The 23,832-nt window shown below is 32.9% G+C and carries 22 protein-coding genes and 1 tRNA gene; 17 read left to right on the forward strand and 6 right to left on the reverse strand.

The annotated features are described in order from the left end of the window. Positions 1 to 9 precede the first annotated feature (9 nt). The 3 genes from DFQ02_RS07795 (at position 10) to DFQ02_RS07805 (ending at position 2,163) form a co-directional block, all read left to right on the forward strand. On the forward strand, positions 10 to 1,029 hold the full coding sequence (locus DFQ02_RS07795; RefSeq protein WP_116523870.1) for a M28 family metallopeptidase: 1,020 nt from the start codon (positions 10 to 12) through the stop codon (positions 1,027 to 1,029). Between the two features lie 413 nt (positions 1,030 to 1,442). Next, positions 1,443 to 1,850, forward strand: a complete 408-nt coding sequence (locus tag DFQ02_RS07800) for a GNAT family N-acetyltransferase (protein ID WP_116523871.1) — start codon at positions 1,443 to 1,445, stop codon at positions 1,848 to 1,850. Positions 1,851 to 1,860: 10 nt separating this feature from the next. Further along, the gene (locus DFQ02_RS07805; protein ID WP_147297749.1) at positions 1,861 to 2,163 is read left to right on the forward strand and encodes an antibiotic biosynthesis monooxygenase family protein; all 303 of its coding nucleotides are present in this window, start codon (positions 1,861 to 1,863) and stop codon (positions 2,161 to 2,163) included. 134 nt (positions 2,164 to 2,297) lie between these two features. Here the strand turns inward: DFQ02_RS07805 and DFQ02_RS07810 are convergent. Together DFQ02_RS07810 and bshB1 are read right to left on the reverse strand one after the other, a co-directional pair. After that, positions 2,298 to 2,373, reverse strand: a tRNA-His gene (locus DFQ02_RS07810). Between the two features lie 92 nt (positions 2,374 to 2,465). Next, a complete protein-coding gene (gene bshB1 / locus DFQ02_RS07815) occupies positions 2,466 to 3,188 on the reverse strand; it encodes a bacillithiol biosynthesis deacetylase BshB1 (RefSeq protein WP_116523873.1) in 723 nt (240 codons plus the stop codon). Positions 3,189 to 3,491: 303 nt separating this feature from the next. On the opposite strand from bshB1, the gene DFQ02_RS07820 reads away from it, so the two are divergent. Both DFQ02_RS07820 and DFQ02_RS07825 read left to right on the forward strand, forming a co-directional pair. After that, complete coding sequence (locus tag DFQ02_RS07820; RefSeq protein ID WP_116524138.1) at positions 3,492 to 5,324, forward strand: SLC13 family permease; 1,833 nt, start codon at positions 3,492 to 3,494, stop codon at positions 5,322 to 5,324. Positions 5,325 to 5,561: 237 nt separating this feature from the next. Next, complete coding sequence (locus DFQ02_RS07825; RefSeq protein WP_116523874.1) at positions 5,562 to 6,221, forward strand: HAD family hydrolase; 660 nt, start codon at positions 5,562 to 5,564, stop codon at positions 6,219 to 6,221. Positions 6,222 to 6,234: 13 nt separating this feature from the next. Here DFQ02_RS07825 and mscL read toward each other — a convergent pair whose 3' ends face one another. From mscL to DFQ02_RS07840, 3 genes are all read right to left on the reverse strand, one after another. Then, the gene (gene mscL, locus DFQ02_RS07830) at positions 6,235 to 6,684 is read right to left on the reverse strand and encodes a large conductance mechanosensitive channel protein MscL (RefSeq protein WP_116523875.1); all 450 of its coding nucleotides are present in this window, start codon (positions 6,682 to 6,684) and stop codon (positions 6,235 to 6,237) included. 71 nt (positions 6,685 to 6,755) lie between these two features. Next, positions 6,756 to 9,974: a cytochrome c biogenesis protein gene (ccsA, locus tag DFQ02_RS07835; protein ID WP_116523876.1), complete on the reverse strand. Its 3,219-nt coding sequence runs from the start codon at positions 9,972 to 9,974 to the stop codon at positions 6,756 to 6,758. 126 nt (positions 9,975 to 10,100) lie between these two features. Next, complete coding sequence (locus tag DFQ02_RS07840; protein WP_116523877.1) at positions 10,101 to 10,493, reverse strand: group III truncated hemoglobin; 393 nt, start codon at positions 10,491 to 10,493, stop codon at positions 10,101 to 10,103. Between the two features lie 58 nt (positions 10,494 to 10,551). On the opposite strand from DFQ02_RS07840, the gene DFQ02_RS07845 reads away from it, so the two are divergent. The 11 genes from DFQ02_RS07845 to DFQ02_RS07895 all read left to right on the forward strand — a co-directional run bounded on the left by DFQ02_RS07845 (position 10,552) and on the right by DFQ02_RS07895 (position 22,060). Continuing rightward, positions 10,552 to 11,310 carry a Rossmann-like and DUF2520 domain-containing protein gene (locus DFQ02_RS07845; RefSeq protein WP_116523878.1) on the forward strand — a complete coding sequence of 253 codons (759 nt, stop codon included), beginning with the start codon at positions 10,552 to 10,554 and terminating at the stop codon, positions 11,308 to 11,310. After that, positions 11,300 to 11,830, forward strand: a complete 531-nt coding sequence (locus DFQ02_RS07850) for a KdsC family phosphatase (RefSeq protein ID WP_116523879.1) — start codon at positions 11,300 to 11,302, stop codon at positions 11,828 to 11,830. The genes DFQ02_RS07845 and DFQ02_RS07850 overlap by 11 nt, the downstream gene beginning before the upstream one ends. 85 nt (positions 11,831 to 11,915) lie before the next feature. Beyond that, positions 11,916 to 12,824, forward strand: coding sequence for a geranylgeranylglycerol-phosphate geranylgeranyltransferase (locus tag DFQ02_RS07855; RefSeq protein WP_116523880.1), 909 nt, complete (start codon positions 11,916 to 11,918; stop codon positions 12,822 to 12,824). Further along, a complete protein-coding gene (locus DFQ02_RS07860; protein WP_116523881.1) occupies positions 12,825 to 13,418 on the forward strand; it encodes a Maf-like protein in 594 nt (197 codons plus the stop codon). 30 nt (positions 13,419 to 13,448) lie between these two features. Then, the gene (locus DFQ02_RS07865) at positions 13,449 to 14,372 is read left to right on the forward strand and encodes a septum formation inhibitor Maf (protein ID WP_116523882.1); all 924 of its coding nucleotides are present in this window, start codon (positions 13,449 to 13,451) and stop codon (positions 14,370 to 14,372) included. Positions 14,373 to 14,427: 55 nt separating this feature from the next. Next, a complete protein-coding gene (locus DFQ02_RS07870; RefSeq protein WP_116523883.1) occupies positions 14,428 to 14,970 on the forward strand; it encodes a mechanosensitive ion channel domain-containing protein in 543 nt (180 codons plus the stop codon). Between the two features lie 30 nt (positions 14,971 to 15,000). Continuing rightward, positions 15,001 to 16,080, forward strand: a complete 1,080-nt coding sequence (corA, locus tag DFQ02_RS07875; protein ID WP_116523884.1) for a magnesium/cobalt transporter CorA — start codon at positions 15,001 to 15,003, stop codon at positions 16,078 to 16,080. Between the two features lie 109 nt (positions 16,081 to 16,189). After that, positions 16,190 to 16,666, forward strand: coding sequence for a hypothetical protein (locus DFQ02_RS07880; RefSeq protein WP_116523885.1), 477 nt, complete (start codon positions 16,190 to 16,192; stop codon positions 16,664 to 16,666). Between the two features lie 84 nt (positions 16,667 to 16,750). Further along, a complete protein-coding gene (locus DFQ02_RS07885) occupies positions 16,751 to 19,273 on the forward strand; it encodes a PIG-L family deacetylase (RefSeq protein WP_116523886.1) in 2,523 nt (840 codons plus the stop codon). 113 nt (positions 19,274 to 19,386) lie between these two features. Next, positions 19,387 to 21,096: a sodium:solute symporter gene (locus tag DFQ02_RS07890; protein ID WP_116523887.1), complete on the forward strand. Its 1,710-nt coding sequence runs from the start codon at positions 19,387 to 19,389 to the stop codon at positions 21,094 to 21,096. After that, complete coding sequence (locus tag DFQ02_RS07895; RefSeq protein ID WP_116523888.1) at positions 21,068 to 22,060, forward strand: Gfo/Idh/MocA family protein; 993 nt, start codon at positions 21,068 to 21,070, stop codon at positions 22,058 to 22,060. The genes DFQ02_RS07890 and DFQ02_RS07895 overlap by 29 nt, the downstream gene beginning before the upstream one ends. 66 nt (positions 22,061 to 22,126) lie before the next feature. Here DFQ02_RS07895 and DFQ02_RS07900 read toward each other — a convergent pair whose 3' ends face one another. Continuing rightward, a complete protein-coding gene (locus tag DFQ02_RS07900) occupies positions 22,127 to 22,978 on the reverse strand; it encodes a DUF2911 domain-containing protein (protein ID WP_116523889.1) in 852 nt (283 codons plus the stop codon). A 157-nt stretch (positions 22,979 to 23,135) separates the two neighbouring features. On the opposite strand from DFQ02_RS07900, the gene DFQ02_RS07905 reads away from it, so the two are divergent. Next, positions 23,136 to 23,792 carry an MIP/aquaporin family protein gene (locus tag DFQ02_RS07905; RefSeq protein ID WP_116523890.1) on the forward strand — a complete coding sequence of 219 codons (657 nt, stop codon included), beginning with the start codon at positions 23,136 to 23,138 and terminating at the stop codon, positions 23,790 to 23,792. The last annotated feature ends 40 nt before the right edge of the window (positions 23,793 to 23,832 follow it).

A 23,832-nucleotide genomic window follows, 5' to 3' on the forward strand; every position in this document is an offset into this window, starting at 1 on the left:
TTCATAACTATGCGAAACATTTTACTACTCCTTTGTGTCACCTGTGTTATTATTTCTTGCTGTTCTTCAAAGAATAAAGAAAAAAAGAAGGAAGCTTATCGAATTAATTATGCCAATACCATAACTGCTTCAGAGTTAAAAGAGATGCTATACATTTATGCTTCTGATGCTTATGAAGGTAGAAAAACAGGAGAACCTGGACAGAAAAAAGCAGTTGAATTCATTAAATCTCAATACGTAGCTAATGGTATTCCCTCGCCTATTAAAGAAGGCGATTATTTTCAAGAAATCCCAGAATCTTTTTTTAAAGGAGATATCAAAGCCTCTGAAAATGTTTTGGCCTATATTAAAGGCTCTGAAAAACCCGAAGAAATTATAGTCATCTCAGCACATTTAGACCATATTGGGGTTTCAAAAGTAGGTGAAGTTAATAACGGTGCAGATGATGACGGGTCTGGTACTGTGGCTATTTTAGAAATTGCTGAAGCATTTAAAACTGCGGCTATCAAGGGGCACGGACCCAAACGTTCAATTTTGTTCTTACATGTTACCGGTGAAGAAATTGGACTTTACGGCTCACGTTATTACACCGATGTTGACCCTGTATTTCCTTTAGAAAACACAGTTGCTAACTTAAATATTGATATGATTGGTAGAATAGACCCCAAACATGAAGGCAATCCAAATTATCTGTATTTAATTGGGTCTGATAAACTGAGTAGAGAACTACATGACATTTCTGAAGATGTAAATAAGAGATTTACCAATTTCAAATTTGATTACACCTACAATAGTGACCGAGACCCCAACCGTTTTTATTACCGCTCAGACCACTACAACTTTGCAAAAAACAACATTCCTGTAATTTTCTACTTTAATGGTACGCATGCCGATTATCACAGACCAACAGATACCCCAGATAAAATTGAATACGAATTGTTAGCAGCAAGAGCCAAATTAATTTTCCATACCGCTTGGGAACTAGCCAATAGGCAGGAGCGTATAAAGTTAGACAAAAAGAAAGAGTAGATTTATTAATAACAACTACAATCTGTGAAATTGCTTGTTCGTATAACCGAAATTGAAGCTAAGCTAACAACAATTGGTTAATAAGTTACATAACCCACATAGTAATTTTGAGATTACTACTAATTATAAATTTCAATTATATCTACCAATTGCAGTTTTTACTATAGGTCTTGGGGCAATTATAAAGTCTATTGTTTTTAATGGTTTTGAACTTTTAGGATTTATTGGCTTATTTTTTTTAATAATAGGACTCTTTCTTAAAATATTTTCATCAAAACGAACCCTAAAAGTTAGTAAGAATACTATTCAATTTAATTCAAAAAGTTTACTGAGCGATTTTTTAGGATCAATAACCCTTAACAACGCTTTGTTGTGTTAGACCTTGAATACAACTTAATATTAATGTTTAGATAATGAAAATAGATGTTTTAGAGACTCGAGAGCTTGAACTTGAACAAGTCATTGAGCTTTACAAAGCCAATGAATGGAGTGCTGCTGAAAAACCAAATAAACTATTTAAAGCCTTGATTAATTCACATTCCTTGATAACCGCTTGGGATAAGAATAATTTAATTGGTCTAGGAAACGCAATTTCAGATGGTCATTTGGTAGTCTATTACCCTCACTTATTAATTCACCCTAATTATCAAGGTAAAGGAATTGGAAAAATGATTATGAATAGGATGTTAGAAAAATATAAAGATTTTCATATGCAAATGTTAACCGCTGATGGTAAAGCTATTGAATTTTATAATAAAGTTGGATTTAGTAAGGCTGGTGAAACTAAACCCATGTGGATATATAAGGGTAATGAACATTAAAAAGAATAACATGATAGCTAGAATATGGCATGGCCGAACAAAAGCGAAAGATTTTGAACAATATACTGAGTTAATGAAATCTATAGCAATCCCCGACTATGAAAGAACAAAAGGATTTGTTAATTTAACTTTTTTAAGGCGCATTGATAATGGTATAGCTCATTTTACTTTAATAACATACTGGGAAAATTTAGATGTAATAAAGAATTTTGCGGGTGATGATTTTGAAGTTGCAAAATATTATCCTGAAGACAAAAAATTTCTACTTGAGTTTGAAGAAAAAGTTACACACTATGAGGTTTTTGCTGGATAAAATTTAGCAGAAACATTTGAACTTATAAAAACACCAAAACAATTGTCAATAAAAAACTGTAGTTTTAGAGTTTTATTGGGTAAATATCAAACCACAAAAAAAGCCTTTCAATTTCTTGAAAGGCTTGTATTTTTGGGTGGAAGATCGGTCTCGAACCGACGACCTCCTGAACCACAATCAGGCGCTCTAACCAACTGAGCTACAACCACCATGTTTACGCATTATTAATGCGAGTGCAAATGTAACAGATTTCGATTTTTCTACAAAGACTTTTTTTAGTTTTTAATTAATATATATACATTCTATTGAAGGTTAAATAAACTATCAACAGCAATATAGCGCTCTACATTAAATCCTTCGGCATATTCTACACCTACCAAGCGTCCTAAATCTCTAGCCCTGTATGTTACACTATCTTTAAAGTTAAGGCTAGAAATAGGCGTAACAGGTTCTTTGCTGTTAGCATCAAAAAACTGTGTTTTGTAAGCCAAAACCGCCTCTATTTTTTTATTCATAAACCCAGTAACATCAACCACAAAATCGGGCTCTAAATTATTCCATTGCATATAGTGATACACTTGCTTCGGTCTCCATGGTTCTTGCCATTCATCATCATCTTGAATTTTAGTATTAATTTTAATTAATCCGCTTAAAAAACAAGCATCACTTACTAATTTACTTCCTTTCCCGTGGTCTATATGCCTATCATCAATAGCATTGCACAATACAATATCTGGTTTATATTTACGTATCATTTTTATGAGTTCTATTTGATGTTGTTTGTCATTAACAAAAAAACCATCTTCAAACTCCATATTCATCCTAACAGTAACTCCCAAAATGTTTTTTGCTTCTTCAGCTTCTTCTGCTCTTGTTCTTGCAGTACCACGAGTTCCTAACTCACCCCTAGTTAAATCTATAATACCAATTTTTTTACCTTGAGCTATTTCTTTAGCAATGGTAGCACCACAACCTAACTCTACATCATCTGGATGAGCCCCTATGGCAAGAATATCTAATTTCATACTTTTAATATATCATATTATCAATCAAAACATGACTGATTTACATATGTTTTTTCTAATTTTCCAATTGTTTTTTAAATAGGATAAACTATTTTTTTATATAAATTGGCAAACTCATAAAACTTAGAAATACGAAAACGTATTCGCTAATGGTTTCCCTAATTTTTATAGGTTAAATATAACAATAATTGAAAAATAACTTCCTGTTTTAAAGTATGACATTAATCATAATAATGAGAAGTATTCAATAGTAATTTTACACCATAATTAATCAAACAAGAAAACACGAGAAACATGTATTTAATGCTCTTTATTTTAGTGGTAACAATTGGACTTTTTGTCTGGGGAAAATTCACTCCAGATATTGTTGCACTTATATCTATGATTGCCTTGTATTTAACAGGTATTTTAACTCCCACCGAAACTTTAAGCGGATTTAGTAATCCAACCGTTATCATGATTGCTGCCCTCTTTATTATAGGAGAAGGAATTGCTCAAACAGGCTGGACAGCTATGGCTGGTAAGAAATTTGTTGAATGGGCTGGTAAAAGTGTACCCAAATTACTAGTAATAGTAAGCTTAGGTGCTGGGGTATTATCAGGCTTTGTTAGTAATACTGGTACAGTAGCTACCCTAATGCCGCTAACCATATCATCTGCGTGGAGTATAGGTACCTTACCTTCTAAAATGTTAATGCCAGTTGCTTTTGGTTCCAACACAGGTGGCCTACTTACTTTAACAGGAACGCCTCCTAATATCATTGCCAGTAACTCATTGGTTGAAGCAGGTCATGAAGGCTTTTCATTCTTTGAATTTGGTTTAATAGGGCTACCTCTGTTAATCATCGCTTTACTATACTTTAGATATGTTGGTTACAAATTACTCCCAGAAAATAAAACCAACAATAAACCTGTAAATATTGAATCTACTTTACATAACTGGATAGAGGCTTATAAAATAGATGACGATTATTATAGGCTTCGTATTAGATCTTTATCGCCGTTAATTAATACAAAAATTGAAAATTGGAATTTTGAAAAAGAGTTTAATATAACCATTATTAGACTAAAAAGAAGACATCCTAATAGATTAAAAGGATATCCTAAATTTGAAGAATTCCCAGATTTAGGTACGGAATTAAGATACCATGATATTATAACGGTTAAAGGTGATACTGAAGCTATCAACCGCCTTATGATTAGGTTTAGATTGGGATTATTACCTCTAGAAGAAGAATCTACAGAAGAGTTAAAAAATAATCTTATCAACCAAGAGGTTGGTATGACTGAAGTTTTAGTAAACCCTAACTCTATGTTGGTTGGTAGAAAATATAATTTAGCAGATTATTTTAAAAGATTTAATATTCAACTACTAGCTGTTTCAAGAAACCAAAAGCCTATACAGGATAAAGAGATAACCGTAAAAGTTGGAGATGCCTTTTTGTTAAGGGGTACTTGGGCTAGTATTGATGACCTAAAAAAACAACACGAAAACTTAGTAATATGTGGTAGCCCAGAGGGAATGGCAAAAAACGTTGAAAACCTCAACTACAGATCTTACATTGCCATGGGAGCCTTATTACTCATGATTGCGTTTATGGTTTTTAAGGTAGTACCGGGCTCAATAGCGGCTTTAATCTCTGCTGGTATTATTTTACTAACAGGATGTGTACCAATGGCAAAAGCTTATAAAGGCATTAGTTGGACAAGTGTGGTTATGATTGCTGCCATGATTCCTATGGGTATTGCTTTACAAAAAACAGGAACTGCACAGGTAATAGCCAACGGACTTGTAAATTATTTAGGTGCCATACACCCTGTAGCATTATTGGGAGGTGTTTTTCTTTTAACCACTACCTTTAGTCAGGTAATTAATAACTCTGCTACAGCCGTATTAATGGCTCCTATTGCCATTTTAGCTGCTAGTTCATTAAACCTATCACCAGAACCATTTATGATTGTAGTGGCCATTAGTGCTTCAACAGCATTCTTAACACCAATAGGCACTACTACAAATGCCATGGTGATGACCGCAGGTGGTTATAAGTTTATGAATTATTTAAAGGTAGGTGCTCCATTATTACTCTTGTTCTTAGTTGTTTCGCTAGTGCTGGTACCAATGATTTGGCCATTCTAAATATAGAATAAATAATAGTAGGAATCTTAAATTGAACAACCCTTTTCATTAGAAAGAGTAAGTAAGTAAAATAAACAGAGAATTCAAACTGAAAAAATTGAGAAGCAAAAAAACTGCCTATTCTCAATTTCACTTTAAAAATCATAAGTTGATTAGATTATTATAAATGATTTAAATGTATTTTTTTAGGCAAGATTTTTAGATTCACATATCTTCGCAAAAAAAAAAAAAATTGAAATGCTTAAAGCGGTAATTTTTGATATGGATGGTGTTATTATTGATAGCGAACCCATGCATTACAAGGCATACCATGATATGTTTGATGAAATAGGTATAACTGTCTCTAATGAACTATATGAATCTTTTACAGGGCAATCAACCATCAATATTTGTAAACGTTTATGTGAGCATTTCAACTTAAAGAAAACGCCAGAAAGCTTAGTAGCCCTAAAACGCAAGTACTATAAACAATTTTTTGAGAGTAATTCTAATTTAACTTTAATTGATGGTGTCTTAGAGCTCATAAAAGACTATCATAGTAATGGATTGACTTTGGTTTTGGGCTCTTCGGCAGCAATGACCAGTATTAATCAAATTTTTGAACGTTTTGACTTAAATCAATATTTCAAGGCAAAACTAAGTGGCGCTGATTTAAAAGAATCTAAACCTCATCCAGAAATATTTATAAAAGCTGCGGAAGCATCAGGATTTAAACCTAAAGAATGTTTTGTCATTGAAGATTCTACCAACGGAATTTTGGCTGCAAAAGCTGCTGGAATTTACTGTGTAGGTTTTGATAGTTTCCACTCAAAAAATCAGGATTACTCAAAGGCCAATAAAACCATTACCGATTTTAAAGAGATATCCTATGGTAATCTATCAAGTATTTTAAATTAATGATAGATTAAATTTAAAGCTTTTTATTTGCTTTCAAAAGCTGATTTTGTTCTTCCATTAATATAGTAAGTCGGTCTAATAATTCTATGTCTTTTGGGGTAACCACTGTAGTATCTTTTGTATCCTGAGCTCTTTGTTTTAGTTTATTCAAAGATTTTACCACTATAAAAACGGTAAATCCTATAATTATGAAATCTAAAAATGCTTCTCCTAAAGCGCCATAACCTATAGCAACTTCGTCTGTGATAACAGTACCTTTACTATTTAAAACAGCGTCTCTGAGAATTATCTTTTTGTGTTCAAAATTAACCCCACTGGTAAGTAATGACAATGGTGGAAGCATTACGTTTTTTACTAAAACATCTATGACTTTGTTAAACGCTGCTCCTATTATAATACCAATGGCCATGTCCATCATATTACCTTTTACAGCAAATTCTTTAAATTCTTTTATTAAATGCATACCTATAGATTTTTGGATTACAAAACTATAGGTTTAAAGTTGAAGATTAAAAAAATTAATATTAATACACTTTACTTCTTGTAGTATTTAATGTAACCTCTATAACTAAAGAAGCCTAACAAGGCAACAAAACAACAGGCGATAGCAATAATTTTGAAGCTATCAAGCTGCTGACCTGATTGATAAGAATGCAATCCTGCTAAATAGAAGTTTACCCCAAAATAAGTGAAAATTATGAATGAAATTGCAATAACTGAACTGAGGTTAAATAACCAACGCCCCCGGAGTCCTGGAATCAATCTCATATGAATTACAAAGGCATAAATTATAATACTTATAAGAGCCCATGTTTCTTTAGGATCCCATCCCCAATAACGCCCCCAACTTTCATTAGCCCACATGCCACCCAAAAAGTTTCCAATGGTCAACATGACTAAGCCAACAGTTAATGCCATTTCGTTTATAATGGTAAGTTCGTTAATATTTAAATTCATTTTTTTTCGATTTTTAGAAGTGGTAAGTGCCATTAAAAACAATGAAACAGCTCCTAAAATCATCCCTAAAGTAAACGGGCCATAACTGGCCACAATTACTGCCACGTGTATCATGAGCCAGTAACTATTTAATACTGGCTGCAAGTTGCCTATGGCAGGATCCATCCATTGGAAATGGGCTACCATTAACAACATGGAAGTAACAAAAGCTGCAGAAGCTACAGTTAAGTTAGAGCCTTTGCTTCTCTTGGTAATTCCTGTAATTAAACCAAATAACATGGTAGACCACGCCACATATATCATAGATTCATAAGCATTACTCCAAGGTGCATGACCAGACACATACCAACGTAAAATTAACCCTCCTAAATGGAGAAAGAATAACCCAACTATGATCCATTTAAAAACTGATATAAGATTGTTCAGTACTTTACTTTTATCCCTAAAAATCTGAACTATTAATAAAATAAACATCAAACTACCAGCATACATGTACCAACTGAACAGTCTTTCAAAAATATCGTATTTGTTATACAATACTTCTGTATGTACTTTATCATCAGAAAGCATAACGTCTCCGCCATATTTGTGCTGAGTTTTTTTAAAGGCTTCTAACAGTTTTTCAGCTTCAGAATAATCACCTGATTGTTTTGCTTGATTTAAAGTTACAAGGTAAGCCTGAAAACCATTCTTGATAAAATTACCGTAAAGTGAATCTTTAATTTTATTAGCTTGAAATCTATAATCATAAGAGGACATCCATGTATTATTGGAGTCATTTGGAATAGGAAACAAACGCAAAGACATTCCTTCAATGGCATTATACAACAGACTTACACGCTTATAAGCTTCTTGTATCTCCTTTTGATACCCATTAGGTTGGGTGGTATTAAAAGCATCCTCTAAATAAGGTTGTATTTTTAATTCCCCTTTATCTGTAAAGAAATCGGCTAAAGTCACATATTTTTCTTCTACGCTAGTACCAATAATGTGTCTTATGGTATCTGCTTTTTTCTTTGCTAAATATATTACCGGAACATTATACCACAACCTAGGACTTTCCTGCATTGACAGGAATACTTGATGCGCATCAAAATCCTCATAAGTATCATGTTTACTTAATTTCCGAAGCATTTCAGAAGCATAAGTACTCACCGGTTTCATGCGTCCGTCTAAATCCTGAATGACCAAATGTGAAAATTTTTCGGCGTGCTCTTTTGGAGTGATATTAGCCGCTAAAATTGAGTCTATTTGAGACTTAGTGGGTTTAGCTATAATGGCATTAGTATGTTCGTGATTATGCCCATCATGTTCAGCATGTTGTTGCGAAAAACCACTTAAGCCCAAGCATAAAAACACTACAGTAATTAATTTTGATTTCTTCTCTTTTACTTTATTAAGTTGCTTTCTTAAATATGAAAACCTTGTTCCTTTCACAAATAGAATAGCCAACAATCCAAAATATAGCATGAAGTAACCAATGTAGGTAAATAATGTTCCCCAATAATCGTGATTTACAGATAAAATGGTTCCTGTTTCATCTGGAAAAAAACTAGATTGAAAAAACCGATACCCTCGATGATTTAAGATGTTATTCATGTAAATTTTATAGTCAAAACTACCTTCTTGTTCATCTAAGACGGTAACCTCACTTGAATAAGCCGAATTTATATCGGAACCTGGAAATTTATCTGCCTGAAAATCATTTAATTTAATACTAAAAGGTAACTCCAAAACCTTTGCGCCATATTGAAATGCAAAATCTAGCCCTCCAACTTGTATTTTTTTATGGGGCCTGTTCATTCCTTGTCCTCCCAAAACAGCAACACGTTTTGTTTCGCCACCTGTGGAAACTTTTAAAACAATACCATCTTCATCATTTTTATTGACTTGTTCTTTTTGAACAATATCAAAAACACCTTTAATTACAGGCTCAGGAATAACAATTTGCATAGCACCTATTCTGTAAAGTGATCGCAATTTTAAAGCTTGTAAGCTGTCTTTAACCAAAGTTCCTTTTTCTTGGGTGGCCATGACCATATAATCGCCTTCAAATGGAGACTCTATTGCTAACGAATCGCCTTGATACAATATATTTACTGCTCCTTTGGCTGGGTTATTTAATGTAAAAATAACATTGTGAATACTTGCTTGTTGACCCACTTTTAAAAAGTGATTATGCCTACCGCCGCCGCTGGTTCCAACAAGTTTTAGATAGGCTTCACCTTGGTCATCTGGAACAATGGTTTCTTCGGCGCCCACAACAAACTTTTCTAATTCAATCGTAAATGGTTGTTCATTATAATCCCTATTAACCTTAAAATGGTTATTAAGTCTTTTTGAAAAATCCACTTCATACTCCAAAGGCAATCGCTGTTGTACACCATCAATCTTAAAATCACCATCAACATAAGCACTTACATATGTTTTTTGCGAAAGGAATACATTTTCAGTGCCACCTTCTGGAATTGACATCATTCCTTCAAAACTGACATATCTGGTAATAAAAGCACCAATAAAAATAAAAATAAATGCCACGTGCAAAATCAATGTTGCCCATTTCTCTTTTTTGTACAATCTGTACCTCACAATATTTCCACAAAAATTAATAATAAATAACCCCATGATGGCCTCAAACCACCATGCATTGTAAATTAAATTTCTGGTATAAGGTGTTGGTGATGTTTCTTGTCCTGCATCCAAAAAAGTTCCTGTTACCATGGCTGCAGCAAAAACTAAAAATAAAAAACCTGTAAGACGTGTTGAGAAAAGAATGTTAGCGAGTATTTTTTGCATAGTATTTACCTATTTTAAGGTGGTGCAAATTTACGTATTTAAGTTTATTTTAGAGTGTTAAAGTTTCGTTTCTATAATGATCGATGACTGATTACAAAGAACCAGCGGCCGTAGGCTGATGACTGCTTACAGAGACTGTCTTGCTTCAAATATTTTTAAATAAATGAATGTACCCATTTTTCTGGCGCGTCTTTTGGCATTCTCGGCGTAATCACCTTCAAAAAGTTCATCTATAGTTTGAAACCAAAGGTTTAACCATAAACCAAAGTGCATTTCGGTTATAGAGTTATTGTTTTCCTTATCTACTTTAATATGCGCTTCAAGTGGATCTCCGTAATATCTGGTTTGCAAAAACAAACTAGCTTCCCAAAAGCTAGTCAACCTTTCCAAATGAGCATCCCAATCTTCAATAAGATTATTAAAAAAAGGTCCTAAAACATTGTCTTTCCTTACTTTTTTATAGAATGATGACACTAATAAATAAACATCATTCCTCGTTTTTATATCTGATTTTGACATATAAACAAAGATACATTAATACCCTTTTATTTACCACATTATTACTTATTTTAGCAACATGATTTCAGTGATTATTCTTGGTGCAGGAAATGTAGCCACCCATTTATACAAAGCTTTTAAAAAGGCTGAAAATATCTCTGTAAAACAATGGTACAATCGGAATATTAAATCTTTAAATGGTTATAAGAATAAAGTTGATGTTACTGATGATTTTTCTAAACTTAAAGATGCAGATATTTACATCATTGCTGTAAGTGATGATGCTGTTTCTAACGTATCATCTAAAATTCCTTTTGAAAATAAATTAGTAGTACATACCTCGGGCAGTGTCAATGTGCATGATTTAGATAAAAAACACAAAAGAGGTGTACTTTATCCACTACAAACGTTTAGTAAAAGTACCAATTTAAACTTTTTAGATATTCCTATTTGTATTGAAACTATAGACAAAAAAGATTATCACACTTTAAAATCCTTAGCAACTTCAATTAGTAATACGGTAAAAAAAGTGAATAGTAATCAGCGGCAAGTGCTTCACTTGGCTGCCGTATATGTGAATAATTTCACCAATCAGTTGTACCGTATAGGTCATGAAATTACCGAAAGTGAAGGTGCTGAATTTGATTTGCTCAAACCCTTAATACAGGAAACAGCCAGAAAAGTTCAAGAATTATCACCATATATGGCTCAAACGGGGCCAGCAAAACGAAATGACAAAAAAACCATCAAAAAGCATTTAAAACTATTGAAAAGTGAACATCACTTAAATATTTACAATTTACTAACCGAATCAATCCAAAAAACACATGGAAGATAAAAGCTATAAAGAATACCTAAAGCATATTAATACCTTTATTTTTGATGTTGATGGCGTTTTAACTGATGGCAGTGTAACGATTATGACCAATGGTGATATGCTAAGAACTATGAACATCAAAGATGGATATGCTTTAAAAACAGCTGTAGATGCCGGTTTTAATGTGTGTATTATTTCGGGTGGTTCTAATGAAGGGGTTAGAAAACGTTTATCTGGTTTGGGTATTAAAGATATTTTTCTTGGCGCTCATAACAAAATAGATCAGTTAAACGAATACATTAAAAACAATAATGTAGCTCTAGACCATGTGTTGTATATGGGAGATGATATCCCTGATTTTCCTGTGATGAAACTAGTTGGGTTACCCTGCTGTCCGCAAGACGCCGTTCCTGAAATTAAGTCTATTTCAAAATATATTTCTCATAAAAATGGAGGAAAAGGTGCCGCACGAGATGTTATTGAACAAGTACTCAAAGTACATGATAAATGGAATGGAAATTTTGTTGCGAAATATGATTAATATTAAATTAAGAGTATTCCGTTTAAGTTTGCAGTAAATACTATTGGTGAAAATCGTGATAACTTTAAACTTTGAATTTTAAATTTTGAACTTTCTAAACCTTATCCGTTGGAAAAACCTAATCATGATTGCCCTTGTGCAATTACTTGTTAAATATGCGCTTTTAGAACCTTTAGGTGCTTTAACCAGTTTAAGTTCTTTGGGCATCACTATTTTAATTTTAGCCACCATTTGTATTGCTTCTGCAGGAAATATTATCAATGACATTTACGATATTGAGACCGATTTAGTAAATAAACCAGATAAAGTCATTGTAGGTAAATCCATTTCAGAAAAAACAGCTTTCAACTTATTCATTACTTTAAATGTTTTGGGAGTTGCACTAGGATATTATCTATCTCATTTAGTTGAAAAAAGTGGTTTTTTCTCCTTATTCGTCATCATTTCTGCATTACTTTATGTGTATGCAAGTTATTTAAAACAAACCCTTGTTCTAGGTAATGTGGTTATTTCTATTTTGGTAGGGTTAAGTGTTTTAATTGTGGGAATCTTTGAATTAATACCAAATATTACTTCTGAAAATCAACAACTACAATTGGTGTATTTTAAAATTGTTTTAGACTATGCCTTTTTCGCTTTTCTAATCAACTTAATTCGAGAATTAACTAAAGATATTGAAGACATTGATGGCGACTATAAAGTTGGCATGAAAACCTTACCTATTGCTATCGGTAGAGAGCGAGCCTCAAATATTCTATTTGCATTAACACTTGTTCCTATTTTAGCCATAGGATATTATATAGTTTACAAAATTTATCAAAATCAAATAGCTGTTATTTATTTTTTGGTTTGTATACTTGGCCCACTTATATACATATCTATAAAAACGTTTAGTGCCAAAACAAAAAAAGAATTCCATCACATTAGCAACATACTCAAATTAGTAATGTTGTTAGGAATGCTTTCCTTAATTTTATATAAGTTTTCATTTTAAATGCTTAACGATAAACTTAAAGATTACCATATCATTTTAGCTTCGGGCTCTCCCAGAAGGCAAGCATTTTTAAAAAGTCTTGGGCTAGATTTTGAAATTAGATTGAAACCTGTAAAAGAGGAATATCCACCGCGATTAACCCATTTTGAGATAAGCAATTACTTGGCTCAACTCAAAGCATTGCCGTTTAAAAAAGAATTAAAAGAAAACGATATTTTAATTACAAGCGATACCATTGTGTGGCATCAAAACGAAGCTTTAGGAAAACCTAAAAAAGAAGCCGATGCTTTCTCAATTTTAAAATCCTTAAGCAATGCTACACACCAAGTCATAACATCGGTTTGCTTTACTTCAAAAAACTATGAAAAGACACTACATAGTATTACCAAAGTTACTTTTAAACCATTAACTGACGAAGAAATTTGGCACTACATAAAAACTTATAAGCCATTTGATAAAGCAGGTGCCTATGGTATTCAAGAATGGATTGGTGAAATTGGGGTTACTAAAATTGAGGGATCATTTTTTAACGTGGTTGGTTTACCCGTTCACCTTGTTTATAAAACGTTAAATGATATTGCAAACCGATCATAACGCCTTAATTTTAAGTCAAAATAAGTTGTTATGAATTTCATTATTAAAACCTTTTTTCTAATACTATTATTCACTTCCTGTAAAGAACAAAAGCCTCAAGAAGATTTAGCCCATAATTGGAAAACTCATTTTGAAATTGGAGAACCATTTGAAACAGAAAAACTTTCACAAGAATTTAAAGACTATTGGTATGCTGGAGAAGCCGAAATTTCCTCGTATGAATTAGAGCAAGCGCGTTACGGAGAAATTAGAACTGGAAAAGCCGTGTTAATATATGTAACTGAAGATTTTTTACCTGAAATTCAGGTTAAAGCAGACCATTACTATACTAAAAACATATCTGTTTTAAAATTAAATGCCACAAAAAATTTCAATACGGGCATCTATCCTTATTCTATAATGCAAAGTGTCTTTTATCCAGTGTCTAACAATCAACATGCTTTAAAGGTTTCTAGTTCAATTCAAGAGTGGTGTGGACATGTTTATACGCAATTAAACAATCGTGATAAATTCGAAATCATGTCTCACTCCTATTTTGAAGGCGAAGCGGACCAAGAATTCAAATTAAATAAGTCTGTTTTAGAAAACGAATTGTTTACCCAATTGCGCATTAACCCAAAATCTTTACCAGTGGGTTCGCTAGAAATTATTCCCTCATTTGAATTTTGCAGATTAAGACATCGAGAAATTAAGCCATACAAAGCCATTGCTAAATTAGAAGACAACAAATATTTGGTTGATTATCCTGAACTAAATAGAACATTATCAATTAATTTCAATCCTGAGTTTCCTCATCATATTTTAAGTTGGGAAGAAACTTTTAAAAGTGGTTTTGGTTATAATGCCAAAACACTCACAACAAAAGCTACTTTATCAAAGCGTATTAAATCATCATACTGGAATAAAAATAGTAATAAACACGAAACACTTAGAGATTCACTGAATTTAAATTAAATGATTATTGCATTAGCTTGTGTATCTTTGTAGGATAACGTGAATAGATATATTTATGGATATAAATGACTTTAAATGGGAACTAATACAATCTGGAATTGTAATAATTTCTCTTCTTGTTTTAAGGTTTATAATTAATTTCACCATAGCTAAAATTGGTAAGAAAAATGGTATTAACATTGCTAGAATAAGGCTTATTCAGAGATATACTTCTGTAGTTTTGATGTTAATCGTAATTCTAATTGAAGCCTTTATTTTTGGTGCCGAGTTTAAGGATTTGGCAGTAATTTTTTCATCAGTTTTTGCCATATTAGGTATAGCTCTATTTGCTATTTGGTCTATTTTAAGTAATATAACCTCTGGTATTATTATGTTTTTTAGTTTTCCATATAAAGTGGGTGACAAAATTGAAATCCATGATAAAGATTTTCCTGTGAAAGCTATTATTGAAGATATTAGGTCATTTCAATTACATTTGAGGTTAGAAAATGGAGACTTAGTAACCTACCCCAACAACTTGATGCTTCAAAAAGCAGTAACCTTAGTTCAAAAAGATGCGATTGAAGAAATAATTGAAGATGACGGAGAGGCTGTTTAATTAATAGCTATATTTATTGATGAAATACTCATGAAAATTCAATTAAAGAAAATCAAACCTAAGAACTACAAGAAACAGCTTGGTCAAATACCTGGTTCTGTTATTTACACTGGTAAAAAAGATTCCCAAAAATTATTTATTGAGGCTTTCGATTATAACAAAGATTTTTGTAATGAAATTGAATTACAGTCTATTGAAGAAGCTTTTACTTTTGGGTTAGAAAATGCTATTACATGGATTAATGTTAATGGTCTAAATCATGTAAAAGAAATTGAGGCATTGGGGAATAACTACAATTTACACCCGTTAGTATTAGAAGATGTTGTAAATATTTCGCAAAGACCAAAAATAGATGAGTATGATGACTATATTTTTGTAGTTCTTAAAATGTTGTATTACGATATTAATTCAATTATTGTATCTGAACAAGTTAGCTTTGTACTTGGTAAAGACTATCTTTTAACATTTCAAGAATCTGAAGGCGATGTATTTGATTCTGTTCGTGATAGAATTCGTCACGGAAAAGGTAGAGTTCGCAACAAGCAGTCTGATTATCTATTGTATGTTCTTATTGATGCTATTGTAGATCATTACTTCCATGTTCTAGAAGTTCTTGGTGATAAAATAGAAAATTTTGAAACAAATTTATTTAACGGTAATATAGGAGATAACGCCAATAAGGATATACAAAACTTAAAACGTGAGGTATTAAGGTTGAGACGTGCCATATTTCCGCTTCGAGAAGTTATCAACCGCATAGAAAAAAATGATAATACACTCATACAAAATAAAACCATAACCTATTACAGAGATGTTTATGACCACCTTATTCAGGTTTCTGAAAATATTGAAATTTATAGAGAAATGACCTGGAGTTTAATGGATATGTACATGACATCTATTAGTAATAAGATGAATGAAGTTATGAAAGTACTAACCATCATGGCTTCTATTTTTATTCCTCTTACCTTTATTGCTGGCATTTACGGAATGAATTTCGAATATATCCCAGAATTAAAATTTCGCTATGGTTATTTTGTAATTTGGGGCATTATGATTTTTATTTTCCTAGCAATGCTTTACTATTTCAAAAGAAAAAAATGGCTTTAGCTCTGTCATTTTGACAATTTCTTGATTTTTTTTGTTTTCATTTTACGCTGGCATATTTTTTGAAAAAATATGTTTTAAAAGGTATGTCTATTTCAAAAAAACAACAAAGATGAAAGCATTGAAAATATTACCATTGTTTTGTCTGTTATTTTTTAATTGTTCCGGACAAGACAAACAAAAACAAACTGAAGACCCTAATTTAAAACCCGATGAAAATATTACGGTAAACAAGGAGTATGATGAATTTGGAAACTTAAAGCGTTACGATTCCATTTACTCGTACAGCTATTCATCTAATGGAAAAATAAGCGATAGTCTTTCACTACAGTTTCAAAAACATTTTAACAATCATTCGTTTTTTAACGATTCCTTTTTTGATGATTTCTTCGGAAAAGACTCTAGCTTTGGTGGTTTTTACCCCGATAACTTTTTTCATAACGGTTTCATAAATCACAACAAGCAAATAGAGGATATGATGAAACGAATGGATTCCATTCAGCAATTATTCTTTAACAAGAGATTAACCCCCATTATACCTGCAGAACCCGAAAAGGAGAAACCTATAAAAAATACAAAACAAATTTAGTTTTATTATCTGTTAAATAAAGATTAAAACCAGTCCTTCGGCTGGTTTCTTTGTTATCTTTGATTTTTAGCAAAGGAATTCATTATGCGAAAACACCTGTTAATTGTTGGGTTTTTAATTCTAGCACCTATATCTATTAATGCTCAAAAACCCACAACCCCATCAGCATCCTATATTTACGAGTCTATTCAAAAACTAAACTTTTTGGGTTCGGTAATGTATGTAGCAGCACATCCTGACGATGAAAACACTCGTTTAATTTCATACATATCCAACCAACTAAAGGCTAGAACAGCCTATTTATCGTTAACTCGTGGTGATGGTGGTCAAAACCTCATTGGTCCAGAACTTAGAGAGCTTCTTGGGGTAATAAGAACTCAAGAGTTACTAGCCGCAAGACGCATTGATGGTGGAGAGCAATTGTTTACTAGAGCTAATGATTTTGGGTATTCAAAAAACCCTGAGGAAACGTTATCTATTTGGAATAAAGAGCAGGTTTTAAGTGATGTGGTTTTGGCCATTAGAAAATTTAAACCAGATGTTATTATCAACCGTTTTGACCATAGAACTCCTGGAAGCACCCATGGACATCATACAAGTTCGGCTATGTTGAGTTATGAAGCCTTTGACTTAGCTGGTGATAAAGACTTCAACTCAGATTTAATAAAACATGCCAGTGAGTGGCAACCCAAACGTCTGTTTTTTAATACTAGTTGGTGGTTTTACGGTAGTCAAGAAAACTTTGAAAACGCTGACAAAACCAATATGATAAATTTTGATATTGGCACCTATTACCCGTTAAAAGGCATGTCTAATAATGAAGTGGCAGCCTTAGCAAGTAGCCAGCATTTATGCCAAGGTTTTGGTAGATTAGCACAACGCGGATCGCAGCAAGAATACATTGAGCTTATTAAAGGGGAACCCCTAAATGGAAATGATATATTTGCTGGCATTGACACGTCTTGGAATCGAATTAAAGGAGGAAAAGCTATTGGAGATATTTTGTATACCATTGAAAATAACTTCAATTTTAAAAATCCATCAACACACATACCGCAACTCATTGAGGCTTACAAATTGTTACAAAATATTGATAACAAGCATTGGAAAACACAAAAAACCAAAGAATTTAAAGCTATCATTGAAATGTGTGCTGGATTGTATTTAGAGGCATCGGCGGAAACTTATTCAAGCTCCCTCAATCAAAACATTAACATAAATATTGAGGCATTAAACCGAAGCAATCAAAATATTGTTTTAGAGAGTATCATGCTTTGGGATGGAAATACTGTCAACAAAAACATCACCCTAAAAAACAACCAAAAACAAACTTTTAAAACCGAATATTATATTTCAACAGAAGAAGATTATACTTCTCCTTATTGGCTGAACAAAAAGGGCTCACTTGGGATGTATGAGGTAGAAAGTAAAAGCCTTATTGGTAAGCCAGAAACACCAAGAAGTGTCAACATCAATTTTAATTTGATAATAAATGACTTTCCATTAACCATAACAAAGAATGTTACACATCGTTATTCTAAACCAGATAAAGGGGAGCTATATCGTCCATTTGAAATTACTCCAGAAGCTTCAGCTAAAATATCCCAAAAGGTAATCATTTTTGAAAACGACAAGCCTCATGATATCAGCATTATAGTTAAAGCCGGAAAAGACAATTTAGAAGGTTATGTAGAAATAAGTCATCCAAACGACTGGAATGTATATCCCAAAAATCAGAAAGTTTTTATTAAGCATAAAGGAGAAGAGCAATCGCTCACCTTTACCATTTTTCCTCCCAAATATCAAAGTGAAGGTTTTATAAGTCCTATTGTTCATATTGGTGATAAGGCTTACAGCAAAGAACTTATTGAAATTAAATATGACCATATCCCATTTCAAACGGTTATACTACCAAGTGAAAGTAAAGTAGTTCGTTTAGATATTAAAAAGCGAGGTGAGAATATTGCTTATATTCAAGGCGCTGGTGATATGGTTCCTGAAAGTTTAGAGCAATTAGGATACAATGTTCGCATATTAACATTGAATGAAATTGATGATCAAACCCTCAGCAAGTTTGACGCTCTTGTTGTTGGAATTAGAGCCTATAATACTTTAGACAATATTGATTTTAAACAACAACAGCTATTTAATTTTGTGGCAGATGGTGGCAATATGATTGTGCAATATAATACGTCATACAGATTAAAAACCGAACAAATAGCTCCTTATAAATTATCGCTATCAAGGGACAGAGTAACCAATGAAAATGCTGAAGTCCGTTTTTTAAATCCAAACCATGAAGTATTAAATTTTCCAAATAAAATAACTCAGAAAGATTTTGAAGGATGGAAACAAGAGCGTGGTTTATATTTCGCCAATAATTGGGGGGATGAATTCACTCCTATCCTATCTATGAATGACAAAGGAGAATCTCCTAAAGAAGGAAGTCTTTTGGTAACTAAACATGGGAAAGGTTATTATATTTATACAGGATTGAGCTTCTTTAGGGAATTTCCTGAAGGTGTTTCTGGAGCATATCGCCTATTTGCAAACATGCTTTCTCTAGGAAAAGAAGACCTAAAATTAGAAGCTAAACTAAATGACTAATATGGCTCGTGATAACCAACCTAAACAAAAGTGGCTTAAACTTTACTCCATTGTTTTAATAGCTAATGTGGTTTATTTTATGGTGTTTTACCTAATTATGAAAGCTTTTTAATATGCAGTTAAACTGGATTGATTGGGTGGTACTCAGCGCTACTTTATTTGCTATTGTTGCATATGGTACATGGCAAACCAGAGGTAGTAAAAATGTAAAAGATTATTTAAGAGGCGGAAATAAATCTAAATGGTGGACTATTGGTTTGTCTGTTATGGCTACTCAGGCAAGTGCCATTACATTTCTTTCTACTCCTGGTCAAGCATTTAATGATGGTATGGGGTTTGTACAATTTTACTTTGGACTACCCATAGCTATGGTCGTTATTTGTATGGTATTTATTCCACTGTATCATCGGTTAAAAGTGTATACAGCTTATGAGTTTTTAGAAAGCAGATTCGATTTAAAAACCAGAACACTAACAGCAATTTTATTCTTAATTCAACGGGGTTTAGCTGCTGGAATTACCATTTTTGCACCAGCTATTATTCTTTCTGTTGTTTTAGGTTGGGACTTAATAATACTCAATATTGCCATTGGACTTTTGGTAATAATTTATACCGTTTCTGGTGGTACACGTGCTGTAAACGTAACTCAGAAACATCAAATGGTGGTGATATTTATTGGTATGTTAGTTGCCTTCTTTCTAATTGTAAGTAAGCTTCCCGAAAATATTACTTTCAGTAAAGCCCTAAGTATTGCAAGTGCTAGCGGTAAAATGGAAATTTTAGATTTTTCTTTCAGCCTAAACAATCGCTACACGTTTTGGAGCGGTATTATTGGAGGTACATTTTTAATGTTGTCTTATTTTGGAACAGATCAAAGTCAGGTACAACGCTATTTATCGGGTAAATCAATAAAAGAAATGCAATTGGGTTTATTATTTAACGGTTTGCTAAAAGTACCAATGCAGTTCTTTATTTTGTTGGTTGGAGTTATGGTTTTTGTATTTTATCAATTTAATGAAGCACCCATTAATTTTAATCCAAACGGAAAGGAAATAGTTCTTAAATCTCAATATGCAGAGGCTTATAAAGCACTTGAAATAGAGCAAAATCAGGTATTCAATGATAAACAAAAAATAATTAGTTCTTTTATAGAAACTAATAGCGAAACGTCTAAAAAGTATATAGCCTTAGCCAATGAGGCTAATGATGACATAAGAAATGATGCCAAATTACTTATTGAGAAAGCAGCCGAAGAACTCAATGAAAAAGTTGTAAGTAATGATAAGGATTATGTATTTATCAATTTTATTTTAAACAATCTCCCCAGAGGATTAATTGGTTTATTATTGGCAGTTATATTAAGTGCAGCGATGTCTAGTACTGCCAGTGAGCTCAACGCATTAGGCTCTACGACCACTATAGATTTGTATATTAGAAATAGTGGAGAAAAGACCGAAGAAGAAAAAGTAAAGATATCGCGTTGGTTTACTTTTGCTTGGGGTATTCTAGCCATTGGAGTTGCTTGTATTGCGAACCTCTTTGAAAATTTAATACAACTCGTTAATATTATAGGCTCTATTTTTTATGGCAATGTATTGGGGGTCTTTTTGTTAGCGTTCTTTTTCAAATTTATAAAAAGCAATGCCGTATTTGTGAGTGCACTTATAACACAAGTAATTATTATTGGTTTGTATTTTCTTAACGAGTTTGAATACATTAATTTGCCATTTCTTTGGTTAAATTTTGTAGGTTGCGCTATCGTTATTATTATAGCAATTATAATCCAAACCTCAAATGGAAAACCAAAAACAGTCACAACATAAAACTATTAACTGGGGCATCATAGGCCTTGGAAGTATTGCTCACAAATTTGCCAAAGATTTATTAACCATTGAAGGAGCAAACCTATTAGCGGTAGCCTCCAGAACTCAGGAAAAAGCTAATGAGTTCGCTTTGCAATACAATGCCACCAGAGCATATTCTAGTTATGAGGCATTAGCCCACGACCAAAATATTGATGCGGTTTACATTGCTACACCTCATGCACTCCATAAAGAAAACACCTTGCTGTTTTTAGAACACGGTATTGCCGTTTTATGTGAAAAGCCTTTTGCAATGAATAGTGAAGAAGTGAGTGAAATGATATCTAAGGCAAAAGAAAACAATGTACTGCTCATGGAAGCCCTTTGGACCTATTTTTTACCGCACTATCGATATGTTGTCAACTTGTTAAAAAATGAAACATATGGGAAGTTACTTAAAATTGAGGCTGACTTTGGCTTTTACAGAGCCTTTGACAATAACGCAAGACTCTTCAATAAAAGCCTTGGTGGAGGCAGCTTATTAGATATTGGCATCTACCCTATTTTTGTAGCCTTGTCTACTCTAGGAATTCCTGACAACATTGAAGCAGTTGCTACTTTTTTTGAAAATGGTGCCGACTCTACCTGCCAAATGAAATTTCATTATGAAAACAACGTAACAGCCTCTCTACAAAGTTCATTAATTGAGGACACACCTACCGAGGCAACTTTCTACTGCGAAAATGGTATCCTTAAAATTAATACCATGTTTCATCAACCATCAACAGTAACCATTACTACCGAAGCTAAAAAAGAAACCATTGATTTTGAATACAGCACCATTGGCTATAACTACGAAGTACTACACTTCAATCAATTATTAAGAGAGGGTAAAACCGAAAGTAATGTTATGACTTTTGAGTTTAGTAAAAACCTTATTAAGTTACTAGATAAGGTTCGAAATATCATTGACTTAGAATACTAAAAAAAGCGCAATCAAAAGTTGCGCTTTCTCATTGAAACTTATCTAGAATCTAGTGTTCTAGATATCTTATAATGCTCCCCATTCCTTCAGGACATCTTCATTCTTTTTGATGTATGGTGCATAATTTTGTTTCTTAGCAAGCTCAAGGGAAGATTTAGCAGCCTCAATAGCACCTTTTTTGTCTCCTGCTTTAGCATGAATTAATGCCTGCTGATGAATAAACCAAAAACGAGGGTTTTTGCTGGTCATTTCAACGGCTTTGTCAACCCATTTTACAGCTTTTTCTATATCCTTTCCAGATTCAAGATAGTACACTGCAGAGGCAAAGTAATCTTGAGCACTGGGTCCACCCATCACAGCTTCAATACTCTTAGAAACTTTAGCGTCTGTTGGTACAGTAAAAGGAACAGCAGCATAAGACTTCTCCCAAATCAATTCTAAAATGGCACTATCGTTTTTTATATGATTAATATCAATAGCAAACGTTTCTACGTTGAAAGGAATTTCTTCTACTTCAACCTGAGCAGAAGCAACTACCTTACTTTCTTCCCAATTTTGAGGTGTTCCCCAATTATTGGTGTCAGAGTATAAAATAACATCCCAATTGGTAGCAGAATTTAACCTTGTGTAAATGGCATAAGTTCCAGCTTTTACTTCGGTTCCTGCAAAAGTAATATCATCACTAAAGGTTATAGTGGTATTCTTGTTAGCTCCAGTTCTCCAAATAGTTCCCCAAGGCTCTAATTCACCAAATATAGTTCTCCCTTTTACTCCTGGGCGAGAATATTCAATGGTAATATCGGTTAATCCAACCTTCTGTTCTAATTTGGCTGACGGACTGGGTGCAGGGGTTTCAACTTGTGCACTTACAACGCTAATTGTAGCAAATGCCATAAATAGTAATAATAACTTTTTCATTTTTGATTGTTTTAAATTTAAGTTTATACTTGTTAAAATTAACGATTAAATAACGGCTTAATGTTAATAAAACCTTAAATAAGCCTGTATATTTGTATGAACTTTTTCAATTCTAAAAAAAGAAAATTTCATTAAACTTCCTAAAATAAATGTATAGATGAAACAATATCTTTCAGAAACCATAGGTACTTTTACCATGATATTTTGTGGCTGTGGAGCAATGACAATTAATGAAATTACTGGAGGTGCTATATCACATGTTGGTTTAGCTGCCACTTGGGGGCTCATAGTTATGGCCATGATATACGCCTTTGGTGAAATATCTGGAGCACATTTCAACCCCGCAGTAACTATAGGATTTGCCTTTGCAAAAAAGTTTCCTTGGAAGAATGTTCCAAAATATGTCTTCTTCCAAGCTATTGGAGCTATTTTTGCAATTTTTTTACTTTGGTTTTTATTTCCTGAAAGTCAGTTTTTGGGTGAAACTACGCCCGCCAAAGGATTTCCTGTTTTTAAAGCTGCCATTTTAGAGTTTCTGCTTACATTCTTTTTAATGATAGTTATTATTAACGTATCTACAGGTAGTAAAGAAATTGGGATTATGGCAGGTATTGCTATTGGCGGTGTTATTTTATTAGAAGCTATATTTGCTGGCCCTATGACCAAAGCCTCTATGAATCCAATAAGATCCATAGCCCCTGCTATATTTACTGGAAATTTTCAATATTTATGGCTCTACATAACAGCGCCTATTTTAGGAGCCATTACAGCGGTATCAAGCTGTAAATTAGTGAAGGATGAGCAATGCTGCTAAGCTTCAATAGATAACTTCTATAGTCTTATATTATATTCTG

Origin of the sequence: Seonamhaeicola aphaedonensis (assembly GCF_003386195.1) — a bacterium.
GTDB classification, from domain to species: Bacteria; Bacteroidota; Bacteroidia; order Flavobacteriales; family Flavobacteriaceae; genus Seonamhaeicola; species Seonamhaeicola aphaedonensis.

Bases quoted from the DNA above. Each gene is read 5' to 3' on its own strand.
- DFQ02_RS07795 (WP_116523870.1), top strand. From the start codon at position 10: ATGCGAAACATTTTACTACTCCTTTGTGTCACCTGTGTTATTATTTCT.
- DFQ02_RS07800 (WP_116523871.1), top strand. From the start codon at position 1,443: ATGAAAATAGATGTTTTAGAGACTCGAGAGCTTGAACTTGAACAAGTC.
- DFQ02_RS07805 (WP_147297749.1), top strand. From the start codon at position 1,861: ATGATAGCTAGAATATGGCATGGCCGAACAAAAGCGAAAGATTTTGAA.
- bshB1 (WP_116523873.1), bottom strand. From the start codon at position 3,188: ATGAAATTAGATATTCTTGCCATAGGGGCTCATCCAGATGATGTAGAG.
- DFQ02_RS07820 (WP_116524138.1), top strand. From the start codon at position 3,492: ATGCTCTTTATTTTAGTGGTAACAATTGGACTTTTTGTCTGGGGAAAA.
- DFQ02_RS07825 (WP_116523874.1), top strand. From the start codon at position 5,562: ATGCTTAAAGCGGTAATTTTTGATATGGATGGTGTTATTATTGATAGC.
- mscL (WP_116523875.1), bottom strand. From the start codon at position 6,684: ATGCATTTAATAAAAGAATTTAAAGAATTTGCTGTAAAAGGTAATATG.
- ccsA (WP_116523876.1), bottom strand. From the start codon at position 9,974: ATGCAAAAAATACTCGCTAACATTCTTTTCTCAACACGTCTTACAGGT.
- DFQ02_RS07840 (WP_116523877.1), bottom strand. From the start codon at position 10,493: ATGTCAAAATCAGATATAAAAACGAGGAATGATGTTTATTTATTAGTG.
- DFQ02_RS07845 (WP_116523878.1), top strand. From the start codon at position 10,552: ATGATTTCAGTGATTATTCTTGGTGCAGGAAATGTAGCCACCCATTTA.
- DFQ02_RS07850 (WP_116523879.1), top strand. From the start codon at position 11,300: ATGGAAGATAAAAGCTATAAAGAATACCTAAAGCATATTAATACCTTT.
- DFQ02_RS07860 (WP_116523881.1), top strand. From the start codon at position 12,825: ATGCTTAACGATAAACTTAAAGATTACCATATCATTTTAGCTTCGGGC.
- DFQ02_RS07865 (WP_116523882.1), top strand. From the start codon at position 13,449: ATGAATTTCATTATTAAAACCTTTTTTCTAATACTATTATTCACTTCC.
- DFQ02_RS07870 (WP_116523883.1), top strand. From the start codon at position 14,428: ATGGATATAAATGACTTTAAATGGGAACTAATACAATCTGGAATTGTA.
- corA (WP_116523884.1), top strand. From the start codon at position 15,001: ATGAAAATTCAATTAAAGAAAATCAAACCTAAGAACTACAAGAAACAG.
- DFQ02_RS07880 (WP_116523885.1), top strand. From the start codon at position 16,190: ATGAAAGCATTGAAAATATTACCATTGTTTTGTCTGTTATTTTTTAAT.
- DFQ02_RS07885 (WP_116523886.1), top strand. From the start codon at position 16,751: ATGCGAAAACACCTGTTAATTGTTGGGTTTTTAATTCTAGCACCTATA.
- DFQ02_RS07890 (WP_116523887.1), top strand. From the start codon at position 19,387: ATGCAGTTAAACTGGATTGATTGGGTGGTACTCAGCGCTACTTTATTT.
- DFQ02_RS07895 (WP_116523888.1), top strand. From the start codon at position 21,068: ATGGAAAACCAAAAACAGTCACAACATAAAACTATTAACTGGGGCATC.
- DFQ02_RS07900 (WP_116523889.1), bottom strand. From the start codon at position 22,978: ATGAAAAAGTTATTATTACTATTTATGGCATTTGCTACAATTAGCGTT.
- DFQ02_RS07905 (WP_116523890.1), top strand. From the start codon at position 23,136: ATGAAACAATATCTTTCAGAAACCATAGGTACTTTTACCATGATATTT.